Below are 12,036 nucleotides of genomic sequence, written 5' to 3' on the forward strand. Positions count from 1 at the left end.
TTTTATCACTGACTTATCTTAGTTGCAATAAAATTAGTTTGTAAAGCAGGGGATAAACCTGCTGTTTTTTAATATTCAATTGTCAAAAATGCCTTTTACTTATAACCGCACTGTTCGCTTTCAAGATACTGATGCTGCTGGGGTAGTTTATTTTGCTAATATTTTGGGTATTTGCCATGAAACTTATGAAGAATCTCTAGAAGCATCAAGTATTAATCTCAAAGATTTTTTTACTAATCCGTCTGTAGCTTTCCCGATTGTTCATGCTAGTGTCGATTTTTTGCGCCCTATGTTTGGCGGGGACAAGTTGCTGATTAGCTTAATTCCCCAAAAGATAGGTGTTGAGAAGTTTGAAATTACTTATGAAATTACTGTGGCTGAGGTGGTAGTTGCTAAGGCTATTACTCGCCATGTTTGTATTGACGTGAGTAGTAGAAGTAAGCGGGAATTACCTGATGAGATAGTTCAGTGGTTGGAGACGAACCGCAGAGACGCTGAGGACACAGAGAGAAGAAAGTCGAGAGAAGTTATTTGATGGAATTTTGAAGGAATTCTGTGGCTATTTGCTGTAACTGTTGGCGGTTAATTTTACCTTGGGAGTTGCGGGGTAAGTTTTGCTGGGGAATCCAATATTTAGGGATTTTAAATTTGCTGAGTTTGTCTTTAAGTAGAGTTTGGATTTTTAAAGCAGAGGTATTTGATTGTTTGGGAATATAAATCGCTGTTAAGGCTTGTCCCCAGTGTTTATCTAGGATGCCAATGACACAAATATCGGCAACCATTTGAGTTGATTGTATAGCTGATTCAATTTCTGCTGGATAAATATTTTCTCCACCTGTAATAATTTTGTCGCTGTCACGTCCGACAATATTTAAATGGCCTTGTTCGTCTAAAAAGCCTAAATCATCTACTTGAAAATCAGTTTTATTTTCTCTAGTTATCGCATAGTAACCAAGGGCTAAAGATTGAGCCTGAATGGTGATATTTCCGATTTGATTGGAATTTAAAATTTCGCCTTGCTGATTGCGAATAGTTACTTTGGCGTGGGGAAGAATTTGACCACTACTAATTTTACCACTGAGAAAATCATCTGGTTTCAGGGTAGCAATTTGAGAGGCGGTTTCTGTCATGCCATAAGTAGGTGCTAACCGAATGCGATGAAATCTGGCTTTTTCTAGTAGTTCATTCCATGCTGGCGCACCTCCCAGAAGTACAGTATTAAATTGGGATAACCATTCAGTTAATTCTGGATTTTGCAGGAGACGTTGTAACTGTGTTGGTACTAAAGATATGAAAAATTCTGATTGCTTAATATTTAATGTTTGACCGGATTCTAAGGTTTTGAATGGTAGAATAGCCAGTTTACCTGCGGTGGTAAAAGAACGCATAAATTGCATTAAACCGCTAACGTGGTATAGCGGCAATACACAAAAAGAATTGACTTGGATTAGTTGAAAGTATTCTGTAAATCCTTGTACTGATGAAATGAGAGTTTCCCAAGTGTGAATGGCAAATTTAATTTCTCCTGATGAACCACCCGTAGGAATCATGATGCTATTGGGAATTGGGCATTGGATATTATTATTCCCATGCCCTATACCCCATTCCCCATGCCCCATTCCCAAAATAATGTCTGGCTGTACTAAATCAAAGACTTGTTGCCATTCTTGTGTTCCCCAGTCGGGGTTACAAAGAAAAACTGGACAATTCGCTGCACAAGCAGCAATAAAACTTGCTAAAAATTTTATTGGTTCGCGTTCGGCTAAGATGATTTTTGGTGGGGTTCCACAGGCTGATAATTGTGTTAGTTGTAAATATAATTGTTGAGCTATTTGATTAAATTGACGGCTGTCATAACCGATAAGCCAATCATTTTGAGCCAGGTTATTAAGATAGTCTAAAGGTCGTTCCATAAACTTTGAAGCCAGGTTTCTTCTTGTTCAAAAAAATGGTCAATACCAAAACCAATTGCCCTGTTGTTTCGGGATAATTCGGCTGCTAGTTGGAGTGCTGCAAGTCTAGCGATCGCAGTTTCAAATACTGATGAAAATACAGTATCAATTTGATGCTGGTGACAAAACTTCCTCAGACGAGATGGCGATCCGACTATCCCAGGCTTTATGACAAAAATCCCTCGCCAACCTTGTTGATGACAAGCAGCAAGTTGCCCAAGTGTGGCGACAGATTCATCTAAAGCGATCGCAGTTTTATAACTCAGACTCAATTCCAACATCTGCTGAAATTTCTTAACGGGTAGCGGTTGTTCGATAAATTCAATTTCTAAAGGTAGTTCTCCATTTGCCTTAAAATTGTCGCAACTCCGCAGCCATAAGTTAGCTTCCTCATAGCTGAGTCCACCGTTGGCATCTAATCGCAGTTTTGTAGAAGCTGGTAAGGTGTGTATCAATGACTCAAAAATTTCTAGTTCATCAGCGATCGCATCCACTCCAATTTTCCACTTAAACGTGCGATATCCCTGCTGCCACAAAGTTTTCCATTGATTTAAAGCCGCTTTACCAGCTGGTAATAAGGCACTGTAGAGGAGTGAAAAGTTAGGAGTTATAAAATTATCTCCTCCACTCCCCCACTCCCACGCTGACTCAAAGCCAAATTGACAAGCAGGTAACTCATCTGGGATCGAAAAAATCGTTTCGTCTGTGATTTCTTCTGGGAGTTGGCGACAAAAATCTAAGGCTTGTTCTAGGGTTTCGGAACCAAACCAGCTAATGGGGGCGATTTCTCCCCAGCCGACGTTACCTGATTCATTGGTGAGACGGAGGATAATACCTTCACGAATATCCCACTTACCATGATTGGTAGTCAGCGATCGCAAAAATCTTCGCTGATATGGACGAAATTTAAATTGATAACGCATCAATTAGTAATTACTAAAGCATAAATCCCAGTCCGAACAGCAAGCAAGCCCAGAAATGCACAGCTACGGCAATGAATTTACAGTTACTAACTTTGTCAGGCTGGTTGTGATTTTCTTGAACGTGGCGGCATAATTTGACAGCAAAGGGTAAACTCACCCAACTTAGTAATGTCCAAGCTGGAGAAATCCCCAGTAGCACAAATAGCAAGGTGAGGGGATAAATGCTAGCGGTAAACCAAACTAGGAGTTGGGCCCCTTTTTGGGTTCCGAGACGGACGATAGGCGATCGCTTGCCTGCGGCTATGTCATCTTTAACTTGGTGAAAGTGTGAGCAAAACAAAATTAAGGTTGTGGCAATCCCGACAATTACTGAGGCTGCTAAACTTGTCATTGACCAAGTTTGGGTTTGGCTGTAGTATGCGGCTTCCACTGCCAAGGGGCCAAAGGCAAAAAAGCAAATAATCTCGCCTAAACCCTGATATCCTAAACGAAAGGGAGGCCCTTGGTACGTATAGCCTAAACCGCAGCATAGTAGAATGATGCCGATAACAGTTAGGTCTTGTTGCCAAAAGGCGATCGCTAGTATGCCCAGCAACCCCAAACCTAAACACAAATTTCCTATCCAAAATATCAATGGCTTATTGCCTGTTAAGTTCACCAGAGAATGGTGCTTATTTTTATCGATACCTGTTTCGGAATCAAACACATCATTACTGATATTTTCCCAGGCAAGAATTAAGATTGCCGCAGCTACAAAAGTAGAAAATACTACACCATTGAAAATTTTAGTTTCGGCAAATGCCACTGCTGTTCCTACCCAAATGGGCATAATGGCAACGCTGTACATTGGCGGTTTAATCGCTGCCATCCATAACTTGGTGTTGGGATATAAAATTTGCTTGGTAGTCATCAGCTGTGATTAATTAAATTACCAGAATATTTACTCGCACTTTAGATTTTATGATTTAAAGAGACGATTAGATATGGGTGATATATAAACAACTGTCACTTTTCCTATGGCTTCTTAACCTTGTGTTGTTAACACTCACCCTCACGTTGCAGTCTCAGGCTGAAACTGTCTTATCATAGTCTGAGAACACCACAAATAAGGCAAACCCTACGCTGGTGAAATAGCAACTTAATATGTTACCTGTAAAAATACGACCACGATTAATTACACTTTAGGAAGTTAACTTAAAAAAAATTTACTATCGTTAAATCCATGACAGTTTCACCTTGTCGTAGCAACTTCTTTGTCAAGCACAAAGATTTATATCAATTTCTGGTAGCGGTGCAAGAAAAGTGCGTCAAAAATAATTGTAGACAAATTGTCAGTGTCTCCCAAGAAATTGATTTAGTTGACCCTCTACTTGTATTAGATAAACTTACACAAGCAAATGAAATAAATTTTTACTTTGAGGACAGAGGTAAAGGAGAAGCGATCGCAGCAATTGATGCTGTAGCAAAATTACAGATTGATGGCTCAGACCGTTTTAATCAAGCAGAATATTTTATCAAATCTTGTCTAAAAAATATAATTAATTTTGGTAACGCAAACCAACCTTTTTCTGGTCCTCACTTTTTTTGTTATTTCAGCTTTTTTGATAAAAATGCCCAAGTAGATTATCCATTCCCATCTGCTACCATTTTTCTTCCACGTTGGCAAGTAGCCGTAAAAAATCAGCGTTGCATATTAGTAACAAATCTAATTATCAATCCAAATGTAAATATTGAAAGATGGTTGGAGAAAATCCAAAATAAAATTGAATTTATCCAAACTTTAGAAAATTACTCTGCTAATATTGATTATTTTCCTACAAAATTATATAAAAAATCTATCACCAACTCTGCCCAATTTAAACGTTCAGTAGTATCTGTTTTGGAAAAAATTCAATCTACTCATTTAAGTAAGATTGTCCTAGCAGATATATTAGATGTAAAATCAAGTAACCACTTTAGCTTAGTTAAATCCTTAAATAATCTTAGACAAAACCATCCTAATTGTTATATTTTTTCTACAAGTAATGGCAAAGGACAAAATTTTATTGGTGCAAGTCCAGAAAGATTAATTAGTATTTATAATCAACAGTTAATCACTGATGCTTTAGCTGGTTCTGCGCCACGAGGTAAAACCCCTGCTGAAGATGCAGCTAATGCCAATCGCTTACTAAATAGTGAAAAAGAAAAGCATGAACATTCGCTAGTACTTAATTTTATAACTCAACGTCTATCTCAGCTAGGTTTATCACCTCAAATATTAGCACCACGGCTGCGACAATTATCGAATATCCAGCATTTATGGACACCTATAAGTGCGATAGTTCCTACTAACATCCATCCATTAAAGATTGTCGGGCAATTGCATCCTACGCCAGCCGTTGCGGGTGCATCACAAGATGTAGCTTGTGCCGAAATTCGTCGTTACGAAAGCTTTGAGAGGGGTTTATATGCTGCACCTTTAGGTTGGATAGATTCTCAAGGGAACTGTGAGTTTATTGTGGGAATTCGTTCAGCATTGATTGATGGCGATCGCGCGAGATTGTATGCTGGTGCTGGTATCGTTGCTGGCTCCGATCCTGACAAAGAATTTGCAGAGGTGCAACTGAAACTTCAAGCTTTACTGAAAGCGTTAGTTTAACATTCAAAAAAGCACGTTTTTAAACAGACTATTTGAGTTGATTTTAATTATCCAAAGAATTGTAGGCTTCATTCAGTTTGGTGGCTGACTCTTCTAATAAACGTTGTTCATGAGCATTTCTTGGTAACACCAGTTGGCGCTCAATACCTTGAGAACTAATGATACATGGAAGTCCAAGAACAACTTCACTGCCAACTCCATAGTTAGAATCTGCTCTCACCGATACTGGAAATATCTGCTTTTCATCTCGCAGGATGGCATCAACTAACTGACAAACTACTATTGATATGCCATAGCTAGTATTTCCTTTACGTTCAGAAATGTTATAACCTCGCTTACGGGTTAACTCTGCGTACTCTTGCTGAATTTGTTCCAGCGTTGCTCCTTGTGGTATGGGAAATTCAGCTAATAAAATTCCCCCAATAAATGCACTAGACCAAACGACAAATTCACTGTCTCCATGCTCTCCAATCACATAAACATGAACGTCTTGTTTACTAACGTTCAGTCGCTTACCAAGTTGATATCTCAGTCTAGCAGTATCAAGAACGGTTCCTGAACCGAAAATTAGGTTTTCTGCTCTAGTGGAACTGGCGATCGCAATCCGTGTTAGTACATCCACTGGATTGCTAACGATAAGTATGATTGAATTCGGTGCAACTCGATCCAATTCTTTTATTGTTGAACGCATGATCTCTGCATTATCGCTCAATACATCTAATCGGCTTTGTCCTTTTTTTTGCTGCACCCCAACAGTCACGACAATAATATCAGAATCCGCTAAATCTTCATACTGATTTGATGGTATAATCTCCATGTCTTTAAGTAGGGGAATGGTGTCTTCAATATCCCATGCTTGCCCCTCAGCTTTTGATAAAGTTCGGTCAAAAAGGACGATTGTTACACATTTACCAAGTAGCACTAAATCATTTGCTACATTTGCACCCACATTACCTGCACCAATAATACCGACCTTGGATATTTTGTTACTCATGCAAAATCTATTTTTTTGTAACTGGCCCGATAGGTTAATGTTAACTCCAGAACTAATCCTTTCGAGTCAAGATTCTTAAAGCGATCGCTTCATCTCAAAGATTTAATATGTTGACGCAAGACAGAATTGATGAGTGTTTTGTCTTCGGCACCCTGGAATTGAAACCAAGCTATGATTCTGGATCAATCTGAATTAATTTCTGTGCTTGAGTTCCTGGCAATCTCAACATTGCCTTCTCGAAAAATTCATCGTTTAATAATGGAATATTCAGAATAATCAACGTCCTCATCTGACATCGATTTCAATGCTTCCCAATTAGGATATGAGATATTGTTTAAATCGTTGGCGCTCATTATGTTTTAGTTTCAGTATCGTAGATGCTTTATGAAAATCGAAGTGGTAAAAGCTACTCAACAACAGAAGTCAGTGCTGTGTAATTTAATGGAACTATACCAGTATGATTTGAGTGAGATAGAAGCTAAAGATGTAGATGACTGCGGCTTATTTGGCTATCGATATCTTGATTACTATTGGACAGAACCTGAGCGACACCCATTTATAGTTAAAGTTGATGAGAAGCTAGCAGGGTTTGTACTTGTTAATCAGCATATCTACCTTCATCGAGATAACAATGCTATGTCTATTGCTGAATTCTTTATCCTCAAGAAGTATCGAAGTCAGGGTATTGGTGAACAGGTAGCTACTCACATTTTCAACCAGTTTCCCGGCTGTTGGGAAGTACGGCAGACTGCTTTGAACTTAGGCGCACAAGCTTTTTGGGGTAAGGTAATTAGTCAATACACTAATGGAGCTTTTAACGATGTTTTCTTAAATGATGCTCGATGGCATGGCCCAATTAAAACTTTTGATAACTCCAATCAACTATTAACATAAAAAATACACCGGATAAATCGGTGTATTTCTAGCGTTACTAGAGCATATAGCATTTCCTAATCACATGAGTTACATCATAGCCCCCTCCTCGCTTGCGGGGAGGGGGTTGGGGGTGGGGTTCTTGTACCTCACTTAACCGAGAACTGCTATATACTTTTGAGGATATTTTACACCAAATCATGATGAGTAAAAGCTTTAGCATTCGCCCCGGTGTAAGTAGCTACAATATGTCCATCGCCAGTCATTTGATATTTGTATGTAACTAATCCTTCTAAACCAACGGGGCCGCGGGGAGGCATTTGTTGTGTACTAATTCCTACTTCTGCGCCGAAACCATAGCGGAAGCCATCAGCAAATCGGGTAGAACAATTGTGGAATATATTCGCTGAATTTACTAGTCCAAAGAAAGTTTCAACAGATGCTGAATCTTCAGAGATAATCGCGTCAGTATGGCGAGAACCATATTCGTTAATATGTGCGATCGCATCTTCTATAGAGTCTACAATCTTTATGGACAAAATCAAATCGTTATATTCTGTTTCCCAGTCTACTTCTGTTGCAGTTTCAATGTTAGGTAAAATTTTCAAGGTGCGTTTATCGCCTCTTAATTCCACATGGCGTTCTTGCAAAGCCTCAGCAACTTTCGGTAAAAATTCTCTAGCAATAGAAGAGTGAACTAGCAAAGTTTCAATTGCATTACAAACAGCAGGATATTGTGCTTTGGCATCGACGGTAATCGGAACTGCTTTAGAAAGATTAGCCGCTTTATCTATATAAAGATGACAAATACCATCGGCGTGACCTAGTACTGGAATGCGTGTATTTTCCTGCACAAACCTAACAAAAGAATTAGAACCTCTAGGAATAATTAAATCTACATATTTATCTAATTTCAAAAGTTCTAAAGTTTCTTCTCTAGTTGTCAGCAACTGTATTGCATCTGGGTTAACAGCAGTTTGCGATAATCCCTGTTTAATTGCCTTAACTATCGCTTCACAAGAACGGACAGCTTCCTTTCCACATTTAAGAATCACACCATTTCCCGATTTAATCGCCAAGGAAACAATTTGAATCGCCGCCTCTGGACGTGCTTCAAAAATAATCCCCAAAACGCCTAAAGGACAGGTGATGCGCTTCAGAACTAAGCCAGTATCAAGTTCGCGGTGAATTTGAACTTTACCAATTTGATCGTCTAGCTTACCAACATCTCGTACCCCAACGATCGCATCTCTTAATTTATGTTCATCTAACTGCAAGCGCTTATACAGTGGTTGGGGAATTCCTTCAGCAGTAGCAGCTTTACAGTCAGCAACATTTGCTTGTAAAATTTCATCTCTAGCTGATTCTAAAGCTTGCGCGATCGCTTCAATCGCTTGATTTTTTGCCTCAGTAGAGAGAATCGCTAGCTTACTTGCAGCTTGGCGGGTTTGCGCTGCGATCGAAATTAGGGGAGAAGCTATATCAAAAATAGTCATAGTAGAAATCTTTACCTTTTCCTCATCTTATCAATCTCAGGTTATGTTGATCATTCGTCTTCCTCCAATCGGGTGAACCATTTGGGTAATCAATAATTACTCTAATCGGGTGAAGCAAGACTGGGTTGAAAACATTTATTCTCTAAATATCAAACACGGGGAAAGAGGTAGTAAGTTTACCGCAGCAAAAATATTATAAGTATTATTACAGTTGTTATTTGAAAATCTTAAACATGATTTATGCGTTCCCCAGGCTAGAGAGACATAGTAATGTATGTTTCTCTAGTCTTTTACTTAAGTAGATATTTTATACTGTCATTATTTAAATTTTTACGAAATTGCAGTGACGATCGCTGGATCTATTGAGTATTGATAGATCAAATACCACTCCTTTAGTAGGGAGATCCTATGTCATTGCAATCGGCATTAGATGCTTTAAACCAAAAACGTTATCAAGAAGCGGTTGAATTACTCGAACAATTCTGCCGCGATTGCGCTGAACACAATTCCTCAGATTATCTTTCAGCACAGATGTGGCTGATGAAAGCTTATCAAGCCACAGGCGAAACCGAAAAAGCCAAGGCCCTGTGTCAAAAGTTAATCATGAGTGAAAATCCACAGGCTCGCAGTTGGGCAGAACAAGCTAGTCAATCCTTGGGCCAAACGCCACCTAAAGCTAGCCAAAAAGCTGGTCGTGCCGCTACCACTGGGATGAAATTAGCAATGGGGGGAGTGGGTGGTAGTTTGGCGTTAGCTTCTGGTGTCACCATGACCTTGTTGTTTGGCATGGTGTTGGCTTTAGGTTTGAGCATAGTATTTATTTTGGGTAACGATAATCCACTCCAAGGATTAGCGATCGCCATTGGTATTACCCTAGTTTTTAATATCGCCGCCTTTTTCCTGTCTCCATTCATCATGGACTTAACCCAAGGCTGGCTTTACCAAACTCGCTGGGTAGAGTTAGCAGAAGTTGAAACCCTCAGTCCAGAGACAGCTAAAGTTATTCGCCAAGTCTGTGAACAGAAAAAGCTGAAAACGCCGCGTTTGGGAATTATTAACGACCAAAACCCCACGGCTTTTACTTATGGTTCATTACCGAACAGCGCCCGTCTAGTCGTCAGTCAGGGACTTTTCACATACCTCGATGATGATGAAATTGCTACCGTCTACGCTCACGAACTGGGGCACATCGTCCACTGGGACTTTGCAGTGATGACAGTAGCTTCTACCTTAGTGCAAATTTGTTACTTGATTTACAGCACAGCCAGAAGATTTGGGCGTGGTGGTGGCGATAGCAAAATTAAAGATGCGATGCAAACTGCTGCCCTAGTTGCCTACGTGTTTTATGTCATCGGGACTTATCTAGTGCTGTACCTCTCGCGCACACGAGAATATTTTGCCGACCACTTTGCAGCCGAAAGTACGGGTAATCCCAATGGACTATCCCGCGCTTTGGTGAAGATTGCCTACGGAATTTTAGAAGAAGGTTCGCGCGCGCAAGAACCCAGCCGTTTAATTGAAGGAACTCGCGCCTTGGGTATCTATGACCATAAAGCCGCCGCTTCCACAGGAACCGCCTACCGCATTGCATCCGATACCCAAAAAATTGGTCGCGTCTTTCTGTGGGATATGTTTAACCCTTGGGGTAGGTGGATGGAGTTAAATTCCACTCATCCCCTGACAGGTAAACGAGTTCGCGCATTGAGCAACTATGCCGAACAATTGGGTTTACCGACTGAGTTTGATATGGGGCGAGTTATTGGAGAAGGTAAAACTCTGAATAAGAGTAGGCTTTACGGCAACTTCTTTTTAGATGTTGTACTGTACGGCGCTGAAACAATTGGTTTCTTCGCTGGCTTGGTAACAGGTGTGATTTTGTTGTCAAGTTCGCAAAACACAGGTTTAGTATTGGGTGCGCCACTTATTGGCTTAGGGATTGGAATTGTGGTCAAAGCCTTGGTGATGTTCCCCGACTACAAGCAAGCACCAGAAACCGATATTCTCACCCTGATGTCAGACCCTTATGCCAGTCCATTGCGCGGACAACCTGCAAAACTGGAAGGTCAGCTTATTGGTCGTGGCGACGCTGGTTATAAATTTGGTTCCGATTTAAAAATTCAGGATCGTAGCGGAATGCTTTATCTGCATTACGCCTCACGCTTTGGCCCTATCGGCAATTTTTTGTTTGGGATGAAGCGAGTCCAAAGCTTGATAGGCGAACAAGTTGGGGCTGTGGGTTGGTTCCGTCGAGGTGTTGCGCCTTGGATGGATCTAATTCAACTCCAGAGTGAAAATGGCACTATTGTCAACAGTTACCATCGCTTCTGGTCATTCATCCTTGGCGGTGGATCGATTATCCTGGGAGTGGTCTTGACTATGTTTTTGAGCCGCAGCTAGCAAAGTTTCTAGGCTGCTGTCGAAGCATTTCTCAGTCCATCCAAGCTTTAATTTCTCAGGAGGTAGTTAGTAACTGCCTCTTTTTTTAATGCAATTAAATTAAAACGCTTATCCCACAAGCGTTTTACCCCACCCCTTGGTAAGGCTACATCGGTGTACACACAAGTCAAATTACCCCCCTCAATCCCCCTTTGCAAAGGGGGGAAGCCGGAAATCTAGTTCCCTCCCCTTTCCAAGGGGAGGGTTAGGGTGGGGTAACGCGGATCGTGATGGTAACTGAGTGAACTCAATATCACATCTTTGATAAGGGTTTTACATTAAGTTCACACCAATGAGCAATGCCATGTCCTTACTGGAGTTAGGTCATTTGTTACTTTGGCGATCGCATTTGTTGATTTGGTGTTCGCATTTGCTGCTTTGGCGATCGCATTTACTGCTTTGGCGATCGCATTTGTTGATTTGGCGATCGCATTTGCTATTTCGGGGTACGCATTTGCTATTTCGGGGTACGCAATTGCTATTTCGGGGTACGCATTTGCTATTTCGGGGTACGCATTTGCTATTTCGGGGTACGCAATTGTTATTTCGGGGTACGCAATTGCTATTTCGGGGTACGCAATTGCTATTTCGGGGTACGCAATTGCTATTTCGGGGTACGCATTTGCTATTTGTGATTTGAACTAAAAAATGAGATTTTAACTCATGATATGCTTCAGAAATGAGTATCCAGTTTATAGTTCACTTTTAATATTCGAGTTTTTTT

Annotated in this window: 10 protein-coding genes; 5 read left to right on the forward strand and 5 right to left on the reverse strand. The window is 40.4% G+C overall.

Features of this window, described 5'->3' with window-relative positions; all coding sequences use genetic code 11:
• Positions 1-88 precede the first annotated feature (88 nt).
• Positions 89-535: an acyl-CoA thioesterase gene (locus V7K61_RS11690; RefSeq protein WP_335053476.1), complete on the forward strand. Its 447-nt coding sequence runs from the start codon at positions 89-91 to the stop codon at positions 533-535.
• Here the strand turns inward: V7K61_RS11690 and V7K61_RS11695 are convergent.
• The 3 genes from V7K61_RS11695 to menA are packed head-to-tail and all read right to left on the reverse strand — an operon-like array spanning position 528 to position 3,785.
• Entirely contained in the window at positions 528-1,913 is a 1,386-nt protein-coding gene (locus tag V7K61_RS11695) for a 2-succinylbenzoate--CoA ligase (protein ID WP_335053477.1), read from the reverse strand. The genes V7K61_RS11690 and V7K61_RS11695 overlap by 8 nt on opposite strands.
• A complete protein-coding gene (locus V7K61_RS11700) occupies positions 1,898-2,875 on the reverse strand; it encodes an o-succinylbenzoate synthase (protein ID WP_335053478.1) in 978 nt (325 codons plus the stop codon). The genes V7K61_RS11695 and V7K61_RS11700 overlap by 16 nt, the downstream gene beginning before the upstream one ends.
• Positions 2,876-2,888: 13 nt before the next feature.
• Positions 2,889-3,785 carry a 2-carboxy-1,4-naphthoquinone phytyltransferase gene (gene menA, locus V7K61_RS11705; protein WP_335053479.1) on the reverse strand — a complete coding sequence of 299 codons (897 nt, stop codon included), beginning with the start codon at positions 3,783-3,785 and terminating at the stop codon, positions 2,889-2,891.
• A gap of 312 nt (positions 3,786-4,097) precedes the next feature.
• Between menA and V7K61_RS11710 the strand changes: the two genes are divergently transcribed.
• Positions 4,098-5,513, forward strand: a complete 1,416-nt coding sequence (locus V7K61_RS11710; protein ID WP_335053480.1) for an isochorismate synthase — start codon at positions 4,098-4,100, stop codon at positions 5,511-5,513.
• 43 nt (positions 5,514-5,556) lie between these two features.
• On the opposite strand, the gene V7K61_RS11715 is transcribed toward V7K61_RS11710, so the two are convergent.
• Entirely contained in the window at positions 5,557-6,507 is a 951-nt protein-coding gene (locus V7K61_RS11715) for an L-lactate dehydrogenase (RefSeq protein ID WP_335053481.1), read from the reverse strand.
• 384 nt (positions 6,508-6,891) lie between these two features.
• Here V7K61_RS11715 and V7K61_RS11720 point away from each other — a divergent pair, with 384 nt between their 5' ends.
• A complete protein-coding gene (locus tag V7K61_RS11720; protein WP_335053482.1) occupies positions 6,892-7,401 on the forward strand; it encodes a GNAT family N-acetyltransferase in 510 nt (169 codons plus the stop codon).
• Between the two features lie 167 nt (positions 7,402-7,568).
• Here the strand turns inward: V7K61_RS11720 and V7K61_RS11725 are convergent, their stop codons facing one another.
• Positions 7,569-8,876 carry a glutamate-5-semialdehyde dehydrogenase gene (locus V7K61_RS11725; RefSeq protein WP_335053483.1) on the reverse strand — a complete coding sequence of 436 codons (1,308 nt, stop codon included), beginning with the start codon at positions 8,874-8,876 and terminating at the stop codon, positions 7,569-7,571.
• Positions 8,877-9,284: 408 nt separating this feature from the next.
• Between V7K61_RS11725 and V7K61_RS11730 the strand changes: the two genes are divergently transcribed.
• Both V7K61_RS11730 and V7K61_RS11735 read left to right on the forward strand, forming a co-directional pair.
• The gene (locus V7K61_RS11730) at positions 9,285-11,273 is read left to right on the forward strand and encodes a zinc metalloprotease HtpX (protein ID WP_335053484.1); all 1,989 of its coding nucleotides are present in this window, start codon (positions 9,285-9,287) and stop codon (positions 11,271-11,273) included.
• 331 nt (positions 11,274-11,604) lie between these two features.
• The gene (locus tag V7K61_RS11735; protein WP_335053485.1) at positions 11,605-11,952 is read left to right on the forward strand and encodes a hypothetical protein; all 348 of its coding nucleotides are present in this window, start codon (positions 11,605-11,607) and stop codon (positions 11,950-11,952) included.
• Positions 11,953-12,036 lie beyond the last annotated feature (84 nt).

Source organism: Nostoc sp. (assembly GCF_036918015.1).
Taxonomy (GTDB): Bacteria; Cyanobacteriota; Cyanobacteriia; order Cyanobacteriales; family Nostocaceae; genus Nostoc.